Annotated in this window: 20 protein-coding genes; 1 reads left to right on the top strand and 19 read right to left on the bottom strand. The window is 69.2% G+C overall.

Annotation, left to right across the window (positions count from 1 at the left end):
* The 11 genes from trpA to AC1Q7O_RS05275 form a co-directional block, all read right to left on the bottom strand.
* Positions 1–801 carry a tryptophan synthase subunit alpha gene (gene trpA, locus AC1Q7O_RS05225; protein WP_492658252.1) on the bottom strand — a complete coding sequence of 267 codons (801 nt, stop codon included), beginning with the start codon at positions 799–801 and terminating at the stop codon, positions 1–3.
* On the bottom strand, positions 798–2,087 hold the full coding sequence (trpB, locus tag AC1Q7O_RS05230; protein WP_492658251.1) for a tryptophan synthase subunit beta: 1,290 nt from the start codon (positions 2,085–2,087) through the stop codon (positions 798–800). The genes trpA and trpB overlap by 4 nt, the downstream gene beginning before the upstream one ends.
* 9 nt (positions 2,088–2,096) lie before the next feature.
* Positions 2,097–2,723 carry a phosphoribosylanthranilate isomerase gene (locus AC1Q7O_RS05235; RefSeq protein WP_492658250.1) on the bottom strand — a complete coding sequence of 209 codons (627 nt, stop codon included), beginning with the start codon at positions 2,721–2,723 and terminating at the stop codon, positions 2,097–2,099.
* An 85-nt stretch (positions 2,724–2,808) separates the two neighbouring features.
* Positions 2,809–3,591: a tRNA pseudouridine(38-40) synthase TruA gene (truA, locus tag AC1Q7O_RS05240; RefSeq protein WP_492658249.1), complete on the bottom strand. Its 783-nt coding sequence runs from the start codon at positions 3,589–3,591 to the stop codon at positions 2,809–2,811.
* A gap of 58 nt (positions 3,592–3,649) precedes the next feature.
* The gene (locus AC1Q7O_RS05245) at positions 3,650–6,184 is read right to left on the bottom strand and encodes a motility hub landmark protein FimV (protein WP_492658248.1); all 2,535 of its coding nucleotides are present in this window, start codon (positions 6,182–6,184) and stop codon (positions 3,650–3,652) included.
* Between the two features lie 282 nt (positions 6,185–6,466).
* Complete coding sequence (gene asd, locus AC1Q7O_RS05250) at positions 6,467–7,579, bottom strand: aspartate-semialdehyde dehydrogenase (RefSeq protein WP_492658247.1); 1,113 nt, start codon at positions 7,577–7,579, stop codon at positions 6,467–6,469.
* Between the two features lie 86 nt (positions 7,580–7,665).
* A complete protein-coding gene (leuB, locus tag AC1Q7O_RS05255; RefSeq protein WP_492658246.1) occupies positions 7,666–8,760 on the bottom strand; it encodes a 3-isopropylmalate dehydrogenase in 1,095 nt (364 codons plus the stop codon).
* A 1-nt stretch (position 8,761) separates the two neighbouring features.
* The gene (gene leuD / locus AC1Q7O_RS05260) at positions 8,762–9,409 is read right to left on the bottom strand and encodes a 3-isopropylmalate dehydratase small subunit (protein WP_492658245.1); all 648 of its coding nucleotides are present in this window, start codon (positions 9,407–9,409) and stop codon (positions 8,762–8,764) included.
* Positions 9,410–9,414: 5 nt separating this feature from the next.
* Positions 9,415–10,827 (bottom strand): 3-isopropylmalate dehydratase large subunit, encoded by a 1,413-nt coding sequence (leuC, locus tag AC1Q7O_RS05265; protein WP_492658244.1) that lies wholly within the window; start codon positions 10,825–10,827, stop codon positions 9,415–9,417.
* Complete coding sequence (locus AC1Q7O_RS05270; RefSeq protein ID WP_492658243.1) at positions 10,824–11,717, bottom strand: LysR family transcriptional regulator; 894 nt, start codon at positions 11,715–11,717, stop codon at positions 10,824–10,826. The genes leuC and AC1Q7O_RS05270 overlap by 4 nt, the downstream gene beginning before the upstream one ends.
* An 80-nt stretch (positions 11,718–11,797) precedes the next feature.
* Positions 11,798–13,138, bottom strand: coding sequence for a hypothetical protein (locus AC1Q7O_RS05275; RefSeq protein ID WP_492658242.1), 1,341 nt, complete (start codon positions 13,136–13,138; stop codon positions 11,798–11,800).
* Between the two features lie 316 nt (positions 13,139–13,454).
* Here AC1Q7O_RS05275 and AC1Q7O_RS05280 point away from each other — a divergent pair, with 316 nt between their 5' ends.
* Positions 13,455–15,146, top strand: coding sequence for a vWA domain-containing protein (locus tag AC1Q7O_RS05280; protein WP_492658241.1), 1,692 nt, complete (start codon positions 13,455–13,457; stop codon positions 15,144–15,146).
* A gap of 10 nt (positions 15,147–15,156) precedes the next feature.
* Here AC1Q7O_RS05280 and AC1Q7O_RS05285 read toward each other — a convergent pair whose 3' ends face one another.
* From AC1Q7O_RS05285 to AC1Q7O_RS05320, 8 genes are all read right to left on the bottom strand, one after another.
* Positions 15,157–15,915 (bottom strand): LytR/AlgR family response regulator transcription factor, encoded by a 759-nt coding sequence (locus AC1Q7O_RS05285; protein WP_492658240.1) that lies wholly within the window; start codon positions 15,913–15,915, stop codon positions 15,157–15,159.
* A gap of 4 nt (positions 15,916–15,919) precedes the next feature.
* Positions 15,920–16,981, bottom strand: coding sequence for a sensor histidine kinase (locus tag AC1Q7O_RS05290; RefSeq protein ID WP_492658239.1), 1,062 nt, complete (start codon positions 16,979–16,981; stop codon positions 15,920–15,922).
* Positions 16,978–17,649, bottom strand: coding sequence for a hypothetical protein (locus tag AC1Q7O_RS05295; protein ID WP_492658238.1), 672 nt, complete (start codon positions 17,647–17,649; stop codon positions 16,978–16,980). Before AC1Q7O_RS05295 ends, AC1Q7O_RS05290 begins: the two co-directional genes overlap by 4 nt.
* A gap of 121 nt (positions 17,650–17,770) precedes the next feature.
* Positions 17,771–18,241 carry a VOC family protein gene (locus tag AC1Q7O_RS05300; RefSeq protein WP_492658237.1) on the bottom strand — a complete coding sequence of 157 codons (471 nt, stop codon included), beginning with the start codon at positions 18,239–18,241 and terminating at the stop codon, positions 17,771–17,773.
* Between the two features lie 8 nt (positions 18,242–18,249).
* Positions 18,250–19,452, bottom strand: a complete 1,203-nt coding sequence (locus AC1Q7O_RS05305; RefSeq protein ID WP_492658236.1) for an FAD-dependent oxidoreductase — start codon at positions 19,450–19,452, stop codon at positions 18,250–18,252.
* Positions 19,445–21,490, bottom strand: a complete 2,046-nt coding sequence (locus AC1Q7O_RS05310) for an acetyl-CoA carboxylase biotin carboxylase subunit (RefSeq protein WP_492658235.1) — start codon at positions 21,488–21,490, stop codon at positions 19,445–19,447. The genes AC1Q7O_RS05305 and AC1Q7O_RS05310 overlap by 8 nt, the downstream gene beginning before the upstream one ends.
* A gap of 11 nt (positions 21,491–21,501) precedes the next feature.
* A complete protein-coding gene (locus AC1Q7O_RS05315) occupies positions 21,502–21,792 on the bottom strand; it encodes a helix-hairpin-helix domain-containing protein (protein ID WP_492658234.1) in 291 nt (96 codons plus the stop codon).
* A 5-nt stretch (positions 21,793–21,797) separates the two neighbouring features.
* Positions 21,798–23,330, bottom strand: a complete 1,533-nt coding sequence (locus AC1Q7O_RS05320; protein WP_492658233.1) for an acyl-CoA carboxylase subunit beta — start codon at positions 23,328–23,330, stop codon at positions 21,798–21,800.
* Positions 23,331–23,346 lie beyond the last annotated feature (16 nt).

Raw genomic sequence — 23,346 nt, forward strand, 5'->3', positions numbered from 1 at the left:
TCAATCCTTATCGAGTGCGGCGCGGATTTCACGGATGAACGCGGCGCCGGTGGAAGCGACATTATCGGCCGGCTGGCGCTCCAGCAGTTCGACCAGCTTGGAGCCGATGACCACCGCGTCCGAAACGTCGGCCACGGCCCGCGCCGTCGCGCCGTCGCGGATGCCGAAGCCCACGCCCACCGGCGTGCTGACATGCCGACGGATGCGCGGCACGGCTTCAGCGACGGCGGTGGTGTTCAGGTGGCCAGCGCCCGTCACGCCCTTCAGCGACACGTAGTAGACATAGCCGCTGGCGAGCTGGCCGACCTGGGCCATGCGGGCCTCGGTGGACGTGGGCGCGAGCAGAAAGATCGCGTCCATGTTCGCGGCGCGCAGCCTGGTGGCGAATTCCTCGCACTCCTCGGGCGGGTAGTCGACGATGAGCACGCCGTCCACACCGGCCGCCGACGCATCGGCCACGAAGGCGTCCAGGCCGTAGCGCTCCACCGGGTTGGCGTAGCCCATCAGCACGAGCGGCGTCCTGTCGTTGCGGGCGCGGAACTCGCGGACGTAGTCCAGCACCTTGCGCAGGCCGATGCCGTGCTTCAGCGCACGCTCGCCGGCGCGCTGGATGACGGGGCCGTCGGCCATCGGGTCGGAGAACGGCACGCCCAGCTCGATGACGTCGGCCCCGGCTTCGGCCATGGCCAGCAGCAGGTCGACGGTGGCGGTCGGGTGCGGGTCGCCGGCGGTGACGAAGGGAATCAGCGCCTTGCGGCCTTGTGCCTTCAGCGCGGCGAAAGTGGTGGTGATGCGGCTCATGCCCGGCCTCCCGGCAGCGCGACGACGGTCTCGCCGCCCTTGACCGACTGCCCGCGGCAGGAGGGTCGACAGTAGAAATCGGCCTGGGATAGATCGGCCACGGTGCCGATGTCCTTGTCGCCCCGACCCGAGAGGTTGACGAGCAGGATCTGGTCCTTGGCCATCGTCGGTGCGATCTTCATCGCATGCGCCACGGCGTGGCTGGATTCCAGCGCCGGGATGATGCCTTCGGTGCGGCACAGGTGATGGAAGGCGGCGAGCGCCTCGGCGTCCGTGACGCCCACGTACTCGGCGCGGCCGATGTCCTTCAGGTGTGCATGCTCGGGGCCGACGCCGGGGTAGTCCAGGCCGGCAGAGACGGAATGCGTCTCGGTGATCTGGCCGTCCTCGTCCTGCAGCAGATAGGTGCGGTTGCCGTGCAGCACGCCCGGGCTGCCGGCGGACAGCGTGGCGGCATGCCTGCCGCTGGCAATGCCCTCCCCGGCCGCCTCCACGCCGATGAGGCGGGTGCCGTCGTGCGGGATGTAGGGGTAGAAGATACCGATGGCGTTGCTGCCGCCGCCCACGCAGGCGATGACGGCATCCGGCTGGCGGCCGGTCATGTCGGGCATCTGCTCCAGGCACTCGTCGCCGATGATGCGCTGGAAGTCGCGCACCATCATGGGATAGGGGTGCGGGCCGGCCACGGTACCGATGATGTAGAAGGTGTTCTCGACGTTCGTGACCCAGTCACGCATCGCCTCGTTGAGCGCGTCCTTCAGCGTCTTGCTGCCGCTCTCCACCGGCACGACGGTCGCGCCCAGCAGCTTCATGCGGTAGACGTTGGGCGACTGGCGCTTGACGTCCTCGCTGCCCATGTAGACGACGCATTCCAGGCCGTAGCGGGCGCAGATCGTTGCCGTCGCCACGCCGTGCTGGCCGGCACCGGTCTCGGCGATGACGCGCGGCTTGCCCATGCGCTTGGCCAGCAGCGCCTGGCCGATGACGTTGTTGATCTTGTGCGCGCCGGTGTGGTTCAAGTCCTCGCGCTTCAGGTAGACCTGGGCGCCACCCAGTTCGCGACTCAGGCGGTCGGCGTGATAGATGGGGCTGGGCCGGCCAACGAAGTGCTTGAGTTCGCGCTGGTACTCGGCCAGGAACTCGGGATCGTTCCGGTAGTGCGCGTAGGCGTCCTTCAGCTGGCCCAGCGCATGGACGAGGGTCTCGGAGACGAAGCTGCCGCCAAAGGTGGGCGTGCCGGCATGGCGGAAATGCCCGGTCGCATCGGGCTGGTCGTAGGCAAACATGGTTTTTCCTCAGGTCAGTTTTGCATCGGCGCGGCGTACCGCGGTGCAAAACTCATGGATCAGGTCGGCGCTCTTGATGCCCTTGGACACCTCGACGCCGGAACTCACATCAACGGCCCAGGGCCGCACCCGTGCGATGCCATCGGCGACGTTTGCTGCATTCAACCCACCAGACAAAACGAGGCGAGAGCTGACGCTTGGAGGAATGAGTGACCAATCGAAGACCTTGCCGCCACCGCCATAACCTTCGACGGGGGCGTCGAGCAGGATGGCCTGGGCGCTGGAAAAACGAGAACCGAAGTCTACCAAGTCGAAGCCCGGCGACACCGCGGCCGCACGCAGGTAGGGCCGCTTCACGCGATCACAGTCGGCGGGCGCCTCGTCGCCGTGAAACTGCACCAGCATGTTGGGCAGCGCGTCCAGCCCGGCCTGCAGCTCGGCCTCGGTCGCGTTGACGAACAGGCCCACCGGCGTGACGAAGGGCGGCAGCAGCTTCGCCAGCGCCCTCGCCCGCTCCGGCGTCACGGCGCGCGGGCTCTTGGCGTAGAAAACGAAACCGATGGCGTCAGCGCCGGCCGCGACGGCGGCTTCAATGTCAACTTCGCGGGTCAGGCCGCAGATCTTGATGCGTGTCATGTTTGCCCCTCGGCTGTCGAGTACGCCAGCCGATCCCCCGAGGGGATGCGGGCCGGCTTGGGGCGGCCCGGCGCTCGGCCCGCCCTCATGGAAGCCAATCCAGCGCGGCCACGTGCCGCGGAATGTCCAGCTCGGCGTCGTAGGTCGGGCCGAGGAAATAGAGCCCGTCGGGGGCGAAGGTCGGCGCCGCCACCTTGCGGTCACGGGCGGCCAACACGTCAGACACCCAGTCTGCAGACCGCGTGCCGCTGCCCACGGCCAGCAGGCAGCCCATCAGGTTGCGCACCATGTGGTGCAGGAAGGCGCTGGCCTCGAACTCGAAGCGCCAGTAGGCGCCGCGACGCTGCACGCTGATCTCGCGCAGCGTCTTGATGGGCGACGCGGCCTGGCATTCCGACGAGCGGAACGACGAGAAGTCGTGCTCGCCGATCAGGCGCGCCGCCGCGGCTTCGAGCGCCGCCTGGTCCAGCGGCCGGAAGAACCAGCCGCACTGGCCCGACTCGATGGCCGGCCGCACGGGCGACTCCAGCAGCAAATAGGCATAACGCCGACCGCGTGCGGAGTTGCGCGCATGGAAAGCCTCGCCGGGGAAGCGGCTCCACTGGATGGCGATGTCCGGCGGCAGGTAGCGGTTGACGCCGCGCACCCACGAGAACGGCTCGCGCTCGACCTCGGTGTCGAAGTGGATGACCTGGTTGATGCCGTGCACGCCGGTGTCCGTGCGGCCGGCGCAGATCGTGCGGATGGGCTGGGCCGCAAACGCGGACAGGCCTTTTTCGAGCGCATCCTGCACCGTGCGGCCGCTCGGCTGGCTCTGCCAGCCGTTGTAGCCGCCACCGCGGTAGCTCACGCCAAGTGCAACTCTCATCAATCCTCAAATGAAAAACGCCCGGCCAGGCCGGGCGTCGAAGTATCGCGGGTTGCGCTCAGCGCAGCTCGTTCAGCATCGCCTGCGCACGGTCGCGCAGCGAGCCGCTGGCGCGCTGGATCAGCTCCTGCAGCACCTCGCGGGCGCCTTCGGTGTCGCCGATCTGGCGGAACTCGTCGGCCAGTTCCAGCTGACGCACCAGCGGATCGCCGTCGTCGTCGCCCAGCGCCTCCAGCGCATCGGCCAGATGGTCGGGGGGCGTCTCGCCGGGCTGGGTGGGCTCGCCCAGGTCGAAGTCCAGCTCCGTCGGCGCGGCGGCCGGCGGCGTGGGGGTGACCGACAGGTCGCCCATGCCGCTGAGGTCGAAGCTCAGGTCCGGCGCGGGCGGCGCGGTGCGCGTGCCGCGGGCGGAGATGTCGAAGTCCATCGTCATCGGCGCATGCTCCACCGACGCCGGCATGGCCTGCGTGGCGGCCAGCGCGGTCGGCGAGACGGGCTCCGGCGCGTCCAGGTCCAGGTCCAGCGCGAGGTCGAAGCCGCTGACCGGGCCGGTGTCCGGGCCGCTGCGCGCCAGCGCATCGGTGCCGAGATGCGCCGCCGCGGCAACCGCGGCTCCGCTGGGCAGCGCCGTCTGCGGCAGCGTGCTGGCGTTCATCGGCTCGGGGCGCTCCGGGCCACCGTCGTCGTGCAGCAGCGGCGCGCCGCCGGGCTGATAAAGCGGGTTGTCGGGGTCGATGCCACGGCCCAGTTCCTGCGCCTTGGCCCAGTCCTCGCCGGTGCCTTTGGTCTCGGCATACAGCTGCACGGCCAGTTGCTCGAAGCCCTTGGTGTCGCGGCGCTTGGCGTAGACCTCCAGCAGCTTCAGGCGGATGGCCAGGCGTGTCGGGTTGGCACGCAGCGCTTCCTTCAGGATTTCCTCGGCCTGCAGGTCGCGGCCGTAGGCCAGGTAGACGTCGGCCTCGGCCACCGGGTCCACGTCGCCGATGGCGTCCAGTTGGCTGAGCGAATAGCTCATCGACGACTGGCCGCTGTTCTGCGCGTCGCGCGTGTCCACGCGCTGGCCGCCGGTGCCGCCGAAGAAGGAATCCGGCTGCAGGCGGCTTTCGTGGAAGCCGGTCTCGGCCGCATTGGCCGGGCGGCGCGAGCGCAGGCGCAGCAGGCCCAGCACGCCCAGCACGGCCACCAGCATGCCGGCCAGCGGCAGCACGATGGGGCTGTCGATGATCTGCTCGACGAAGCCGGGCGGCTCGGCGGCCGGCGGCGGCGCGAGCGGCGCGCTGGCACGGGCCATGGGCTTGGAAGCCGCGGCACTGGCGGCCACCACCGGGGCCGGCACCGACGCCGCCGCAGACGCGGCCTCGACGGCAGCGACGACGGCCGCGGGGGCAGGTAGCACGGGCGCCGGCGCGGCCGATGCAGCGACCGGCGCGGCGGGCTTGGCGGCGCTGGAGAGCTTCTTCAGCTCCTCGACGTTGCGCGTCAGCTCGGCCACGCGCGCGGCAGCGTCCTTCTTCTCGGTGTCCTTGGACAGCTTGGTCTCGGCGGCGCTGGCCGAGCCGGCCTTGCTGAGCATGAGCTTGTCCGGCGTGGGCGCGGCCGCGGGCTTGCGGTCTTCCACGGCGGCCTGCACCTGGCCCTTGGACTGGCGCTCGCTCTCGGTGCTCTGCAGCGTCGGCGCCGCGGAGGCGAGGCGTTGGCGGTAGGCAGAGAAATCGGCGCTCTGCGCCAGGATGATCTGACGCGCCTCGCCTTGCGAGACCGAGGCCAGCGACTCGCTGCCGGGCACCTGCAGCGTCGAACCGGCCTTCAGCAGGTTCATGTTGCCGTCGATGAAGGCATCGGGGTTGTTGCGGAACAGGCCCACCAGCATCTGGTCCAGCGAGATGCCGCTGACCTGCGTGCGGCCAGCCACCTTGGACAGCGAATCACCGGGGCGCACGCGGTACTCGGACGCCGCCGTGACGGGCGGGCGCACCGGCGCGGGGGCCGGCGTGGGCGCTGCAGCGGGCGGGCGGGCCACGGCCAGCGGAGCCGGCGCGGGCGCACGCGGCAGCGTCGTCGTGTTGGCGGGCGACGGTGCGGGCACCGCCTCGCTGGATACCGCCGGCGCCCCTGCCACGGCGGGCGCCGCGGTGATGACCGGTGCCGGCTTGGGCAGGCTCGGCGGGTCGAACAGCAGCGTGTATTCGCGCACCAGCCGGCCGCTGGCCCAGGTCAGCTCCAGGATGACGTCGACGAACGGCTCCTGCACGGCGCGGTCGCTGCTCACGCGCAGCACCGTGCGGCCGCCCTGGCGCACGACCTGCACCTGCGCGGAACTCAGCACGGCGTTGTAGTCGACGCCGGTGGCGCGGTAGGTGTCGGGCGGCGCCACGCGCACCTTAAGCGTCGAGGCTTCCTCGGACGTCAGGCTGGTGACGTCGATCTCGGCGCGCATGGTCTCGCCAAGGGCCGACTGCACATTCAGCTTGCCCAGCCCCAGCGCCTGCGCGCCTCCGGTGGCCACCAGCAGCGCTGCGGCCAGCGCCACGTGATGGCGGACAAACCCGGTCGGGCGGACTCCCTCGAATGCGTCGCGGATGTGGTCTTTCAAGGCATTCCCCAAAGCAACAAGGCGGGGCAATGGGCCCCGCCTGTCTCGATCTTCAGCACGCGCTGTCCGGAACGGGTCTGCACGCTGATTTGCACGCTGATCTGCACGGTGTCGCCTGCGTCGAGTTTTGAATCAAAAACACAACGGCATCAAGCATATACGCGGAAATGCTCAAGGGGTACCTGATGTGTCGCTTGGTTTCAATATCGACGCCCGGGTGAACCCTAGGTCCAAGCGTAAAAGACCGTAAGCAAAAACGGGCCTCGCGGCCCGTTTTCTGTTTTAGCGATCCAGCAGGATGCGCAGCATGCGGCGCAGCGGCTCGGCCGCGCCCCACAGCAACTGGTCGCCGATGGTGAAGGCGCCCACGTACTCGGGGCCCATCGCCAGCTTGCGCACGCGGCCGACCGGGATGGTCATCGTGCCGGTGACGGCCACGGGCGTCAGGTGCTTGAGCGTGTCCTCGCGCGTGTTGGGCACGTACTGCACCCACTCGTTGTCGGCACGGATCATGGCCTCGATGTCGGCCAGCGGCACATCCTTCTTCAGCTTGAAGGTCAGCGCCTGGCTGTGGCAGCGCATCGCACCCACGCGGACGCAGAAGCCGTCGACGGGAATGCCGTCCGAACCGAGGATCTTGTTGGTCTCGGCCATGCCCTTCCACTCTTCCTTGGACATGCCGTTGCCGAGGTCCTTGTCGATCCACGGGATCAAGGAGCCACCCAGCGGCACGCCGAAGTTGGCGGTCTCGTCAGCGCTCAGCGAACGCTGCTTGGCAATGACCTGACGGTCGATCTCGAGGATGGCGCTCTTGGGGTCGTCCAGCAGCGGCTTGACGGCGGCGTTCAGCGTGCCGTACTGCGTCAGCAGTTCTCGCATGTGCTGGGCGCCACCGCCGCTTGCTGCCTGGTAGGTCTGCGTGGACATCCACTCGACGAGGCCGGCCTTGTACAGCGCGCCCACGCCCATCAGCATGCAGCTGACGGTGCAGTTGCCGCCGACCCAGTTCCTGCCACCGGCGGCCAGCGCCTGCTTGATGACCGGCATGTTGACCGGGTCCAGCACGATGACGGCGTCGTCGTTCATGCGCAGCGACGAGGCCGCGTCGATCCAGTGGCCGGCCCAGCCCGCGGCGCGCAGCTTGGGGAAGACTTCGTTGGTGTAGTCGCCGCCCTGCGCGGTGATGATGATGTCGCAGCGCTTGAGCTGTTCGATGTCGAACGCGTTCTGCAGCTTCGTCTCGTTCTTCGCCTGCGCGGGAGCGGCGCCGCCGGCATTGGAGGTCGAGAAGAACAGCGGCTCGATCAGGTCGAAATCCCGCTCGGCAGTCATGCGGTCCATCAGGACCGAGCCCACCATGCCACGCCAGCCAACGAGGCCTACCAAGGTCGTCATCTTCAAATCCTTTTAGTCACCAAACCCCATCCACTTTGGGCCCCGGCTCGTTCGCCGGGTTTGGTGGGGCGAGACGAGACGGAGCTTCAGCTCTTAATGGTTTTGGTGGTCGTGATGGCTTTGACGACGGCGTCGCCCATCTCAATGGTCGTGACCTTCGAGGTGCCTTCACTCCAGATGTCGGCCGTGCGCAAGCCCTGGGCCAGCACCGATTCCACCGCGGCTTCAATGCGAGCAGCGGCGTCGGGCAGGTTGAGGGAGAACTTGAGCATCATGGCAGCAGACAGGATTGTAGCCAGCGGATTGGCAATCCCCTTGCCGGCGATGTCCGGCGCGCTGCCGTGGCTGGGCTCGTAGAGGCCCTTGTTGTTGGCGTCCAACGAGGCGGACGGCAGCATGCCGATGGAGCCGGTCAGCATCGCGGCCTCGTCGGACAGGATGTCGCCGAACATGTTGCCGGTCACGACCACGTCGAACTTCTTCGGCGCCTTGACGAGCTGCATCGCTGCGTTGTCCACGTACATGTGGTCCAGCTCGACGTCGGGGTAGCTCTTGTGGACCTCGATGACGATGTCCTTCCAGAACTGCGAGGTTTCCAGCACATTGGCCTTGTCGACGCTGGTCAGGCGCTTGTTGCGCTTCTGGGCGGTCTGGAAGGCGACGTGGGCGATGCGCTCGATCTCGGGGCGCGAGTAGCGCATCGTGTCAAAGGCTTCGTCGGCGCCCGGGAAGTGGCCGTCGACGGCCGTGCGGCGGCCGCGCGGCTGGCCGAAGTAGATGTCGCCCGTCAGTTCACGGATCAACAGGATGTCCAGGCCGGCCACCAGCTCGGGCTTCAGCGACGACGCGTGCGTCAGCTGCTCGTAGCAGATCGCCGGGCGGAAGTTGGCGAACAGGCCCAGCGCCTTGCGCAGGCCCAGGATGGCCTGCTCGGGGCGCAGCGAGCGCTCGAGCTTGTCGTACTTCCAGTCGCCCACGGCGCCGAACAGCACGGCATCGGCGTCCAGTGCCAGCTTCAGCGTGGCAGGCGGCAGCGGGTGGCCGCTGGTCTCGTAGGCCTTGCCGCCGACATCGGCCCAGTCGAGCTGCAACGGCAGGTCGAGTGCGTTCAGGACCTTGACGGCTTCGGCGACGATCTCGGGGCCGATGCCGTCGCCCGGCAGTACTGCAATCTTCTTCATCTCAAATCACTCGGTTGGCCAGCCAGGGTTTGGCGGCGATGCGCTGCGCCTCGTAGGCGCGGATCTTGTCGGTGTGCTGGAGAGTCAGACCGATCTCGTCGAGGCCGCCGATCAGGCATTCCTTGCGGAAGGGCTCGATGTCGAAGGGCAGCTCGGCGCCATCGGGCTTCACGACGACCTGACGCGGCAGGTCGACGATGAGTTGGTAGCCCGGGAAGGCCTTCACCTCGTCGAACAACTGGCTGATGGCCGACTCCGGCAGCTGGATGGGCAGCAGGCCGTTCTTGAAGCAGTTGTTGAAGAAGATGTCGGCGAAGCTGGGCGCCAGGATGGCGCGGAAGCCGTACTGCTGCAGCGCCCAGGGCGCATGCTCGCGGCTGGAACCGCAGCCGAAATTGCTCCGTGCGATCAGCACGCTGGCGCCGGCGTAACGCGGCTGGTTCAGCACGAAGTCGGGGTTGGGCTTGCGGCTGGCCGGGTCCTGGCCGGGCTCGCCGTGGTCCAGGTAGCGCCACTCGTCGAACAGGTTGGGGCCGAAGCCCGAGCGCTTGATCGACTTCAGGAACTGCTTGGGGATGATGGCGTCGGTGTCGACGTTCTCGCGGTCCATGGGCGCGACGAGGCCCTTGTGGAGGGTGAACTTGTCCATGGCAATCAGGCGAGGTTTCGAACGTCGACAAAGTGGCCGGTCATCGCGGCAGCGGCGGCCATGGCCGGGCTGACGAGATGGGTGCGCCCACCGGCGCCCTGGCGGCCTTCGAAGTTGCGGTTGCTGGTGGACGCGCAACGCTCGCCCGGCTCCAGCCGGTCGGCGTTCATCGCCAGGCACATGGAGCAGCCCGGCTCGCGCCATTCGAAGCCGGCGGCCTTGAAGACCTGGTCCAGGCCTTCGGCTTCGGCCTGCGCCTTGACGAGACCGGAGCCCGGCACCACCAGCGCCAGCTTGATGTTCTTGGCCAGCCGACCACCGACACGCTTCACGACGGCCGCGGCTTCGCGCATGTCCTCGATGCGGCTGTTGGTGCAGGAGCCGATGAAGACCTTGTCGACGTGGATGTCGCTGATGGCCTTGTTGGGCTCCAGCGCCATGTAGGTCAGCGCACGCTCGATGGCGCCGCGCTTGACGGCGTCCTTTTCCTTTTCGGGATCGGGCACGCGGTCGTCCACGGCCAGCACCATCTCGGGCGACGTGCCCCAGCTGACCTGCGGGCGGATCTGCGCGGCGTCGAGTTCGACGACCTTGTCGAAGTGCGCACCGGGGTCGGAATGCAGCGTGCGCCAGTAGGCGACGGCCTGGTCCCACTCCACGCCGGTCGGCGAGAACGGGCGGCCCTTGACGTAGTTGATGGTCGTGTCGTCCACGGCGATGAGACCGGCGCGGGCGCCGGCTTCGATGGCCATGTTGCAGACCGTCATGCGGCCTTCCATGCTCAGCGCGCGGATGGCGGAGCCGGCGAACTCGATGGTCGAGCCGTTGCCGCCGGCCGTGCCGATCCTGCCGATGATGGCCAGCACGATGTCCTTGGCGCCGCAGCCGGCGGGCAGCTTGCCCTCGACCTTGACGAGCAGGTTCTTGGCCTTCTTGGCCGACAGCGTCTGCGTGGCCAGCACGTGCTCGACCTCGCTGGTGCCGATGCCATGCGCCAGCGCGCCGAAAGCGCCGTGCGTGGACGTGTGGCTGTCGCCGCAGACGACCGTCATGCCGGGCAGCGTGGCGCCCTGCTCCGGTCCGATGACGTGCACGATGCCCTGACGCTTGTCGTTCATCTTGAACTGCGTGATGCCGACGCGGTCGCAGTTGGCGTCCAGCGTGTCGACCTGCAGCCTGGAGACCGGGTCGGCGATGCCTTCGCTGCGGTCCGTCGTCGGCACGTTGTGGTCGCTGACGGCCAGGTTGGCCGACAGGCGCCAGACCTTGCGGCCGGCCAGGTCCAGGCCTTCGAAGGCCTGCGGGCTGGTCACTTCATGGACGAGGTGACGGTCGATGTAGAGCAGCGCCGTGCCATCCGGTTCGGAGTGCACGACATGCTCGTCCCAGAGCTTGTCGTAAAGGGTACGGGAGGTCATTGCTTTTCTCGGGGAATGAGGGTGTCCACGAAGCGTTGCACCACGGTGGGCAAGCGCTGTTGGCGCAGCACACCCAAGTAATAGTCGCGCTCGGCCCACGACTCTTCAAGTCGCAGCGCGCGCACGCCGAAGACGCGCGTGAAGCGCTCGGCCGGTTGCTCAGGGAGGACGGCGACGCCGAGGCCCGACTCGACGAGCTGGGCGATGCCGTCGAAGCCACGCACCTGCAGGCGCGCGTTCAGCGTCTGGCCGCGGGCGGCCGCCTGTTCGCGCATCAACTCCTGCGCGCTGGCGCCGGCATGCAGGCCGATGAGGTCGTAGGCCAGCAGGTCGTCGAAGCTGACGGCCTCGCGGTGCGCCAGCGGGTGCTTCAGCGGCACCAGCGCGGCCAGGCGGCTGCGGGCGAAGACCCAGGTCTGCACGCGGTTGTCCAGCACGGGTGCGGTGAAGATGCCGACATCCGCGCGCCCTTCGGCGACGGCGGCCTGCACTTCAGCGCTGGTCAGGTCTTCCAGGCTGATGCGGATCTGCGCATGGGCCTGCGAGAACTCCACCAGGTACGGCGGCAGGCATTCGGCGATGGCGCTGGTGTTGGACGCGATGCGCAGATGGCCCTTGATGCCGCGCGAGAACTCCATGACCTCGGTTTCGAGGGCGTAGAGCGACGCATGCAGCGAACGGATGTGGCGCACCAGCGCACGGCCGGCCTCGGTGGGCTCCACCCCGCGGGCGCGCCGCTCGAACAGCTGCACGCCCAGGCGGCTCTCCAGGTCGGACAGGCGCTTGCTGGCGGCCGCCAGCGCCAGGTGCTCCTGGGCGGCGCCGCGCGTGATCGAGCGGGTCTGCTCGATGGCCAGCACGAGGTTGAGAGTGGTGAGGTCGTGGCGCATATCGTTTGACTCCAGCATAGCCTTCGCGGGGAAGGCAATTCTGCGCCAAAAAACGACAATGATTTCGCCAACGACGAACTTCAGCGTGTCTTCTGGTGGTCCACCTGCGTCAACAGCCCGCGCAGCACATTGCGGCTGTGCGCACCAAAATGGCTCAGCAACTCGGCGATGCGCGCCTGCAGCGCGTCGCGCTGGCCCTGCATGTCGCGCGCCAGCTCCGGGCCGAGCTGGGCCTCGTTGGCCGCGAAATCGAAATTGGGGTCAGTGACGAATTTCGCCGGCGCGCCGACGACGACGGCCGCGTCGGTCGCCGGGCCGGCCGCGAAGGCCTCGGCGGCCACGACGTCGCGCACATAGGCCGGGCTCCACGGCGGATAGCGCTTGTCCAGCGCCAGGTCGCGCAGCGCCTGCTCCAGCGGGCCGTCGCGCCGCTGGCGGGCGGCGTCCATGATCCAGTTGGTCTGGAAGCGCTCCAGCACGAAGTGGCGGTTGCTCTGCAGCACCACCAGCCCCTGCCGGTCGGCCGGCGCGCCGAGCTGGGCCATCAGGTTGACCCACATCATGTGGCCCAGGCTCGCGCCCGGCGCGGCGCTGGCGTGGTAGGGCTGCGTCAGGTCTTCCACGTGGTGCAGCGCCAGGCCGGCGAAGCGCCAGCCCCAGTAGGCGTGGCCGGTCTTCCAGGCCAGCTGGGCCAGGCCGCCGTACTGCTGCACGCGCAGCTCGGTGAAGGTGCGCGCGAAGCTGGGCGCCAGCGTGTTGAAGATGGCGCCCTGGTGGAAGAAACCCATGTGGAACGGCGCCTGCGAGCCGATGGCGACGGCCGGGTTGCCGAACGGCTGATTGCCGAAGCCGTAGGACGGGCTCTTCGGCGCACCCGGGTTGTCGTCGAACAGGTTCAGGTCATGGCCGTAGTCGGGCTCGTCGCAGGCCGAGGCCAGCACGGCCAGCGGCGCGACGGCCTCGCCCGGCTGCAGCACGACGAAGCGCTGCGTGGCGCCCTTGCTGTTGGGCACGGCGCTGACCTGGGAGGCCTCGGCGGCGGGGCGTGCGGTGTCGGGGTCGCGCGGGTCCACCTGCAGGTACAGCGACAGCTTCGATTGCGGCGACAGCCGCAGCGCGCGCAGGAAGGCGACCCGGCGGTCGGCGTCGCTGCGACTCGCGTCCGGCATGTAGCGCAGCGCGTCGGGGCGCGGCGCGTGGCCCTTCAGGTGCTCGCGCGCCCAGGCTTCCTGCGCGTCCAGCTCGCGGGCGATCGCGGCGTCCTGGTCACGCAGGAAATCGACCAGGGGTTCGGCCTTCACGGCCGCGGCGCTGGCGACCTCGGGCATGCGCTCGAAGGCGCGGTAGCACATGGGGCTGTGGTTGCCCCAGGCCTGGGCCAGCATGGGCAGCAGGGCCAGCGTGAGGAGGAGATGGCGCATCGGGCGGCGTCAGCAAGGCGAAGTCGCGCATTCTGGCCCCGGCGGCCGAGCAAAGCCTTGCGACCGAATCCACGAAGCCGCTTGTGGTGACCCCGCCTTCCGGTGTGCCACGGGCCGGTCAGCCCAGCGCGGCACGCGCAAGTTTTGCTGCATGCAGGTTAGGCGTGGCAGCGCGAATGCAGAAGCGGCGGTTGGGTAAGCGGCGCTTCGCCGCATGTCAAAGCTCGGGTTTGTCCGGGGCCGGCGCCTGTCGTCGTTTCGGCGATCCAGCGCGTTGCGATGCGCACAAGGGCGCCGATCGCCCAGGGAGTTGCAGATGACCCAGTTCCTGAGCCCACGCCGGCTCGGCCTTGCCTTGCTGATCGCCGCCGGCCTCGCCGGCTGCGGGCAGCTCGAACCGGCACCCGCCTCTCAGCGCCAGGACGCCGCGCCGCCGCAACTCGAGCGCGTCCAAGCCCCGCCACCGCCGCCCACCCCGGTGGCGCTGCCGGTGCCCGCCAAGCCGATAGCGCCGCCGCCGGCGCGGGCGATGGCCTTGCCGCCAGCGGCCTACATCGCCACGCCGATGGCCGTCGCGCCGACACCCTCCACCGCGCGCTACACGGCCTTCGAGGACCGCCCCTGGCAGCGCGTCGCCGAGGCGCCGGTATCGACCTTCAGCGCCAGCGTCGATACCGGCAGCTACGCCAATGTGCGCCGCTTCCTGAACCGCGGCGCGCTGCCGCCGCGCGACGCGGTGCGCGTGGAGGAACTGGTCAACTACTTCGGCTACGACTACGCGGCGCCGGCCGCCAACGCGGCCACGCCGTTCGCCGTCGACGCACGCCTCGTCGCGTCGCCGTGGAACGCCGAGCGCGGCCTGCTGCGCATCGCGATCAAGGGGCAGGACCTGGCCAAGCAGAGCCTGCCGCCGGCCAACCTCGTCTTCCTCGTCGACGTGTCCGGCTCCATGGGCCCGCAGGACCGCCTGCCGCTGGTGCGCTCGGCACTGCACCTGCTGACCAACCAGTTGCGGGCACAGGACCGCGTGTCCATCGTCAGCTACGCCAGCGGCACGCGCGTGGCACTGGAGGCCACGCCGGGCGACCGCAAGGACGCCATCCACGCCGCCATCGACACGCTGAACGCCGGTGGCGGCACCTACGGCGAGGCCGGCATCCGGCTGGCCTACGCGCAGGCGCGCGCCGGCTTCATCGCCGAGGGCATCAACCGCGTGCTGCTGGCCACCGACGGCGACCTCAACATCGGCGTGACCAACGCCAACGAGCTGAAGACGCTGGTGGAAGGCGAGCGCCAGCGCGGCGTGAGCCTGACGACGCTGGGCGTGGGCGACAGCAACTACAACGAGGCGCTGATGAAGAAGCTCGCCGACGTCGGCGACGGCAGCTACCACTACCTGGACACGCTGCAGGAGGCGCACAAAGTGCTCGTCAACGAGATGACCAGCACGCTGGCCGTCATCGCGCAGGACCTGAAGCTGCAGATCGAGTTCAACCCGGCCCTGGTGCAGGAGTACCGCCTGATTGGCTACGAGCTGAACAACCTGACGCGCGAGCAGTTCAACGACGACAAGGTGGACGCTGGCGACATCGGCGCCGGCCACACGGTGACGGCGCTGTACGAGGTCATCCCCGTCGGCGCCAAGGGGACGGTGGACCCGCTGCGCTACCAGCCGGAGAAACCCGCCAAGCACGCCGACGGCCGCTCAAACGAGATGGCCTGGCTGAAGCTGCGCTACAAGCCGCCGGGCCAGGCCGACAGCAAGCTGGTGCAGCTGCCCATCGCCAAAGCCGGCGCCTGGCCGGCACTGGACAAGGCCAACGCCGACCTGCGCTTCGCCGTCGCCGTGGCGGCCTGGGGCCAGTGGCTGCGCGCCAGCACGCAGATCGGCGACTACGGCCCCAGCCAGATCACCGCACTCGCCCACGACGCGCGCGGCGCGGACCGCTACGGCCACCGCGCGGAGTTCGAGCGGCTCGTCGAGCTGTCAGGCAGCCTCAAGCGCTGAAGGCCCGCGGCTACATCTGCTTGAACCGCGCCTGGTAGCTCTGGCTGACGCCGAGCCGCTCGGGGTGGTTCTTCAGATGCACGTGCATGTGGCCCAGCGCGTTGCGCTCGATCCAGTCCACATGGGCGAGGTTGACGATGGTGTTGCGGTGCACCTGCCAGAACTGCTGGCCGTCCAGCTGCGCGCCCAGTTCCTTCAGCGACAGCCGCACCCACCAGCTCGCGTTGGCCGTGACCACCTGCGTGTACTTGGTCTCGGCACGGAAGAACAGCACGTCGCCCACGGTGATGAGCCGCAGCTGATCCCCCTGCCCCACCTGCAGCCAGCGCAGCGGCTGCACGGGCGCGGCGGCGTGGTTCGCCGCCGTGGCCTGCAGCGAGCGCAGCAGGCCGCCGAGGTCCGGCGGGGCCTGCGTCAGCCGCTGCTGCAGGCGCTGCACCGTCTGCGCCAGCCGGGCGGGCTGCAGCGGCTTCAGCAGATAGTCCACGGCGCCGTGCTCGAAGGCTGCCAGCGCATGCTGGTCGAACGCCGTCACGAAGACCAGATGCACGTGGCGGCCGATGGCCCGGGCCAGCTCCACGCCATCCATGCCGGGCAGGCGGATGTCGACGAAGGCGATGTCCGGGCGCTGCGCGTTCACCAGCGCCAGGCCCTGCAGTCCGTCGCCGGCCTCGCCGACGATCTGCAGCTCGGGCCAGAGCCGCGCGAGCTGCTCGCGCAGGTCGGCGCGCGGGAAGGCTTCATCTTCGATCAGTACGGCCGTCGGCATGGACTCATGATTGTTGTTCTTGCGGCACCCAGATCAGCGCAGTGACGCCACCTTGCGCATTGGCCGTCACGTCCAGGCGGGCGGTCAGGCCGTACATCAGGGACAGCCGCTCGCGCAGGCTGCTCAGCCCCAGCCCGCTGCCGCCCGTGCGCCCGCGAGCGGCCGCCTGCAGGCCAATGCCGCTGTCGCCCACCTCCAGCGCCAGCCCGCCGTCGCTCGCACGGGCAAGCACGTGCAGCGTGCCACCACCCGGCTTGGGCTCGATGCCATGCTGGATCGCGTTCTCGATCAGGCTGCCCAGCATCAGCGGCGGGAACGGCCAGGCGGCCAACGGCTCGGGCAGGTCCAGCGTGACGCGCAGCCGGTCGCCCAGCCGCATCTGCATCAGCGCGAGGTAGGCATCGGCCAGCGCGAACTCGTTCGCCAGCGTCGACATGGGCTCGCGCATCGCCGGCAGCGCCAGCCGCAGGTAGTCGTGCAGCCGGCCCAGCATGCGGTCGGCCAGCGCGGCGTTGTGCCGCACGAGGTACTGGATGCCGGCCAGCGTGTTGTAGAGGAAATGCGGCTCCACCTGCGCCTGCAGCGTCTTCAGCTCGGCCAGCGTGACCTGGCGGGACAGGTCGGCCACGGTCGCGGCCTGTCGCAGCCGCGTGGCCTCGGCCGCATGCCTGCGCTGCTCCCGCCAGCGGGCGGCCAGCGGCGGCAGGTGCAGCACCAGCGCCAGGCTGATGGCCGGCAGCAGCTGCGCCGCGAGCGCCGCGCCCACCGGGAACCGGTGCCAGGAGAAGTCGGCCGTGAGCGGCAGCCCCAGCAGCGCGCCGAATGCGGCCGCCGGCAGCGCCGCCGTCAGCCAGACCGGCCCGCGGCCGCGCGCCGCGCTCAGCGCCCACCACGCCAGCGTGTAGGCCAGCCAGAACTGCGCCGCGACACCCAGCACGCGCTGCGCAACACCGGGGCCCAGCTGCCAGCGCAGCAGCCCCCAGCCCAGCCAGAACGCGAGGACCGGCAGCAACTGCGTGCGACGCGGGCGATAGTCCCGCAGCAGGTCGGCGGCCGGTGCGCTCATTCGAGGCTGAGGTTGGGCGGAACACGGCGTGTGGCCTTCTCCGCCAGGCGCCGGGCCTCGGCCTCGCGCTGCGCGGCGGTGGGCAGCGGCATGCCGATGCGCGCGGTCGTCAGCGGCACCTCGGGGCCCACCTCCTCGAAGCGCATCGCGCTCAGCCACACCTTGCCCTCGCCGACGACCACCGCGCCCACCGACGCCATCGCCGCCGGTGTGCTGGGCACGTCGACGACGATGCTGACCTCGGTCCAGCGGTCCTGGGCGGTGGTGCTGCCGGCGCCGAAGGGCAGGTCTTCGGTCTTCAGGTCGGAGCGGCCGGAGCCGAAGAAGCGCTCGGTGCCGTCGGCGTCAACACGCACGAACGCGCCCGCCCATTGCTTGACGTCCGCGCTGCGCATCCAGCCGCTGAAGCGCACCCGCCGCCCCTGGTAGCCGAAGGCGTTCTGGATGACGGCGCCATAGGAGTCCGCGTTGATCAGCCCCTCCTGCGACTGCACCGACACGCTGCGCTGGCCCTGGAACTGCACGCTGCTGTCGATGCCCATCGCATAGGCCTTGGAGGTCTTGCCGGTCGAACCGCTCGACCAGCCGTTCAGCGGCGACAGCGGCGCCGCACTCGCCACCAGCAAGGCTGCGGCCAGCGGTGCCGCGGCGAAGATTTTCCAGTCCATGGTTGCTCTCGAAGAAGTGGATGACGCCGCCACTGTGCGGCGCCATGCCGCGGCCCGGGGCCTCGCGCGACGAGCCAGCGCCCCGCGCGACGAGCCAGCCCGGCGCGCGACGGCCGCGGCGTCAGCCCAGCGCCTTAACCACCTCGGCCGGTGCCTGCACCAGCTCGATCAGCACGCCCTCGCCACCGAACGGGAACTGCTCGTTGCCCTTGGGGTGGACGAAGCAGATGTCGTGCCCCGCCGCGCCGCGGCGGATGCCGCCGGGGGCGAAGCGCAGGCCCTGCGACTCCAGCCACTGCACGGCCACGGGCAGGTCGTCCACCCACAGGCCAATGTGGTTCAGCGGCGTGGCGTGCACGGCAGGCTTCTTCTCCGGGTCCAGCGGCTGCATCAGATCGACCTCAACCGCGTGGGCGCCCTGCCCCAGCGTGCAGATGTCCTCGTCGACGTTCTCGCGCTCGCTCGTGAAATTGCCGGTCACCGGCACGCCCAGCAGGTCCACCCACAGGTGGCGCAACTTTCCCTTGTCGAGACCGCCGATGGCGATCTGTTGCAGGCCGAGGATCTTGAAGGGGCGCGAGGCAGTGGTCATGGCGTCGTTCAGAGTTTGAGCCGTCCCCACAGCCAGCCGGTCTTGACGCCGGACAGCGTGGCGATGGATTGTTGATGGAGGTAGGGCAGCCGGCCGCCCCAGCCGAAGAAGCGGTCGCGCAGCCACGGCGCGACGACGGCGTGCGACTGGAACATCGGCGTGAGGCCACGGCTGGCCTGGCCGTAGAAGCGCAGGTGGGCGCGGCGGCGGCGCGTGTAGCGCTCGAACACCTGCGGCCAGTCGCCGCCGCCCAGCTCGGCGGCGAGTTCGTGCGCGTCGATGAGCGCCATGTTGGCGCCCTGCCCCAGCTGCGGGCTCATGCCGTGCGCGCAGTCGCCGATGGCCAGCACGCGGCCGTCGTGCCAGCGGGCCATGTGGACGTCGGCATAGCGCGCCTCGCGGAGCTGGCCGGCGTCCGTCAGCCCGGCGATCAGCGGCGCGACGTCGGGGAACAGATCGGACATGCGCTGCTTGAGCGCCCCCAGGCCGATGCGCTGCTGCCAGCCCTCCAGCTCGGCGACGGGCAGGCTCCAGAACAGGTTGATGCCGCGCGCCGTGTCGTCCGACGCGGCCTTGCCGACGGGCATCAAGCCCAGCATCTGCGACGCCGAGCGGAAGCGCTGGCGCAGCTCGATCTGCGGGAAGCCCGCCGGCGCCGGCAGCACGGTCCACACGGCGCCCCAGGGGAACAGCCGGCCGCTCTGACGCACCTTCATGCCTTCCCGCAGCCGCGAGAAGCTGCCGTTGGCGAGGATCAGCGCGGCGTGCCGCGCCGTCGCGCCACCGGCCAGGCGCAGCGTGACGCCGCCGGTGTCCTGCGCGAAGCCCTCAACGGCTGTGCCGCATTGCCAGGGGATGCCCAGCTCGCGCACGCGCCGCCACAGCAGCCCCATCAGCGCACCGCGCTGCAGGCCCAGGCCGTAGGCCTCGGGGTGGAAGCGGCGGTAGCTCATGTCCAGCACCGTGCGGCCGGCTGGCGTGTCGCCGAACAACCGGTCCACGCGCGTGCCCAGCGCCAGCGCGTCGTCCAGCAGGCCCATGGCCGCCAGCACGCGCTGGCCGGTCGGCTGCAGCAGCAGGCCGGCGCCGATGGGCCTGGGCTCCGGCACGGCCTCGTACAGCGTGACGGCGATGCCGCGCTCGGCCAGGCGCACCGCGGCCGCAGCGCCGGCCACACCGGCGCCGACGATGGCGATGCCCGCTTCAGGCAAAACGCAGGATGGGCTGGTCGACGGACAACGACTCACCCGGCTTGGCCAGCACCTCGGCCACCGTCACGTCCTGCTGGGCGCTGAGGATGTTCTCCATCTTCATCGCCTCGATGACAGCCAGGCGCTCGCCGGCCTGCACGGTCTGGCCCACCTGCGCGGCCAGGTGCACCAGCAGCCCGGGCATGGGCGACAGCAGCAGCTTGGACGTGTCGGGCGGTGCCTTGTAGGGCATCAGCGCCTGCAGCTCGGCGGCACGCGGACTCAGCACCGTCAGCTCCATCGAACGGCCGCCGTGCTGGATGCGGTAGGCCAGCGGGTTCTTCGCCGTGCCGCGCTCGGCCTGGGCCGTGAACGGCTGGCCGTTGACGGTGCCGGTGATGCGCACGTCGTTCAGGCGCGAGCGGCTGACGAGGCGGTAGTCCTTGCCGCCCACCTTCACCAGCGCCTCACCCAACGCGCCGGCGAACTCGCTGATGTGCATGGCATGCTGCTCCGCACGGCCGCCGCCGAGATTCACGACCGCCACATAGTCGTGCTCGATCTGCACCTCATGGCCTGGCAACTGGCCGCTGATGCCGGCCTCGCGCTCGCGCGCCTTGCGGCGGATGAAGCCGGCCAGCGCGACGAGGAACAGCGGGTCGTCGTGCGGCACGTCCTCGGCCTTGAAGCCGTCGGCGTAGTGCTTGGCGATGAAGCCGGTGTTGAAGTTGCCGGTGCCGAAATCGGGATGCGCCAGCAGCGCGGCCTGGAACGGGATGTTGCTGGACACGCCGCGGATGACGAAGCCGTTCAGCGCCTCGCGCATCTTGGCGATGGCCTCATGGCGATCCTTCCCGTGCACGATGAGCTTGGCGATCATCGAGTCGTAGAACATCGGGATCTCGCCGCCCTCGTAGACGCCGGTGTCCACGCGCACGCCGAAGCGCTGCGGCTCGGCCTGCACCATGTCCGCCTCCGGCGGCTGGTAGCGCACCAGGCGGCCGGTGCTGGGCAGGAAGTTGCGGAACGGGTCTTCCGCGTTGATGCGGCACTCGATGGCCCAGCCGTCGCGCTTGATGTCGGCCTGGCCGAAAGTGAGTGCCTCGCCGGCCGCGACACGAATCATCTGCTCGACGAGGTCCAGCCCCGTGATGCATTCGGTGACCGGGTGCTCCACCTGCAGGCGGGTGTTCATCTCCAGAAAGTAGAAATCCTGGTCCTTGCCGACGACGAACTCCACGGTGCCGGCGCTCTGGTACTTGACCGCCTTGGCCAGCGCCACGGCCTGCTCGCCCATCGCCTTGCGCGTCGCTTCGCTGATGAAGGGCGACGGCGCCTCCTCGATGACTTTCTGGTGGCGGCGCTGGATGGAGCATTCGCGCTCGTGCAGGTAGACGACATTGCCCTGCGAGTCGCCCAGCACCTGGATCTCGATGTGCCGCGGCTGCTCGACGAACTTCTCCATGAAGACGCGGTCGTCGCCGAAGCTGTTGCGCGCCTCGTTGCGGCAGGACGTGAAGCCCTCGAAGCAGTCCTTGTCGTTGAAGGCCACGCGCAGGCCCTTGCCACCGCCACCGGCGCTGGCCTTGATCATGACCGGGTAGCCGATGCGCTTGGCGATCTCCACCGCCTCTTCCGGCGACAGGATGGGCTCGTTGTGGCCGGGGATCGTGCTGACTCGGGCCTCGTTCGCCAGCTTCTTGGACGCGATCTTGTCGCCCATGGCCGCGATGCTGTAGTGCTTGGGGCCGATGAAGACGATGCCCTCTTCCTCGCAGCGGCGGGCGAAGCCCTCGTTCTCGGACAGGAAGCCGTAACCGGGATGCACGGCCTGCGCGCCGGTCTGCTTGCACGCGGCAATGATCTTGTCGGCGACCAGGTAGCTCTCGCGCGACGGCGCCGGGCCCAGCAGCACGGCCTCGTCGGCCAGGTCGACGTGGCGGGCGTCCTTGTCGGCCTCGGAGTAGACGGCGACGGTCTTGATGCCCATCTTGCGGGCGGTCGCAATCACCCGGCAAGCGATCTCGCCACGGTTCGCAATGAGGATCTTGGTGAACATGGAGTACCTCGTTATTTCGTCTTGCCCAGCAGCGTCTTGCGCTGCTCGGTGAAGTTCCACCACGGCTGGGCGGGCCCGCCGTTCATGAAGTCGTGCGCGGCCATGAAGGTGTCCAGCACGCAGGGGTCGTGCAGGCGGCCCTGGGCGTCGCGCAGCGCGTCGTAGGCCTGGAACGGGTCCATGCGCTTCACGTCGGCCGGCGTGTGGATGCCCAACGCGATGAGGTCTGCCGCAGCAGCCTTGCCGATGTTGGGAATGTCCGTGAGACGCTTGGCCTCGGCGGCACAGGTGGCCTTGCTCATGGCGTCTACAGCGGGATGTTCCCGTGCTTGCGCCACGGGTTCTCCAGCTTCTTGTCCTTCAGCATCGCCAAGCTGCGGCAGATGCGCTTGCGCGTCTCGTGCGGCTGGATGACGTCGTCGATGAAGCCGCGCGCGCCCGCCACAAACGGGTTGGCGAAGCGGGCCTTGTACTCGGCCTCGCGCTCAGCCAGCTTGGCGGGGTCCTTCTTGTCCTCGCGGAAGATGATTTCCACCGCACCCTTGGCCCCCATCACCGCGATCTCGGCGTTGGGCCACGCGAAGTTGACGTCGCCGCGCAGGTGCTTGGAGGCCATCACGTCGTACGCGCCGCCATAGGCCTTGCGCGTGATGACAGTGATCTTGGGCACCGTGGCCTCCGCGTAGGCATAGAGCAGCTTGGCGCCGTGCTTGATGATGCCGCCGTACTCCTGCGAGGTGCCGGGCATGAAGCCGGGCACGTCGACGAAGGTGACCACGGGAATGTGGAAGGCATCGCAGAAGCGCACGAAGCGCGCGGCCTTGATGCTGCTCTTGATGTCCAGGCAGCCGGCCAGCACCAGCGGCTGGTTGGCGACGATGCCCACCGTCTGGCCTTCCATGCGCGCAAAGCCGGTGACGATGTTCTTCGCGTAGTCGGGCTGCAACTCGAAGAAGTCGCCGTCGTCCACGACCTTCAGGATCAGTTCCTTGATGTCGTAGGGCTTGTTGGCGTTGTCGGGCACCAGCGTGTCGAGCGAGTAGTCGATGCGCGTGGCCGGGTCGCCGCTGGGGCGCACGGGCGCCTTCTCGCGGTTGGACAGCGGCAGGTAGTTGAAGAAGCGGCGCAGCATCAGCAGCGCCTCGACGTCGTTCTCGAACGACAGGTCGGCCACGCCGCTCTTGGTGTTGTGGGTCAGCGCGCCACCGAGCTCCTCGGCCGTCACTTCCTCGTGCGTCACCGTCTTCACGACCTCGGGGCCGGTGACGAACATGTAGCTGCTGTCCTTCACCATGAAGATGAAGTCCGTCATCGCGGGCGAGTACACCGCGCCGCCGGCGCACGGCCCCATGATCATGCTGATCTGCGGGATGACGCCGGAGGCCAGCACGTTCTTCTGGAACACGTCGGCATAACCGCCCAAGCTGGCGACGCCTTCCTGGATGCGTGCACCGCCCGAGTCGTTCAGGCCGATGACGGGGGCGCCGACCTTCATCGCCTGGTCCATCACCTTGCAGATCTTCTCGGCATGGGACTCGCTCAAGGCGCCGCCGAAGACGGTGAAGTCCTGGCTGAACGCGAACGCGAGGCGGCCGTTGATCATGCCGTAGCCGGTCACGACGCCGTCGCCGGGGATCTTGTTGTCGGCCATGCCGAAGTCGACGCAGCGATGCTCGACGAACATGTCCCATTCCTCGAAGCTGCCCTCGTCGAACAGCAACTCCAGCCGCTCGCGGGCGGTGAGCTTGCCCTTGGCGTGCTGGGCGGCGATGCGCTTCTCGCCACCGCCCAGCCGCGCGAGCGCGCGCTTGGCTTCCAAGGCTTGCAGGATGTCTTGCATGGTGTGGACGCTTTCG

The organism is Roseateles sp. GW823-FHT07B05 (assembly GCF_058794515.1).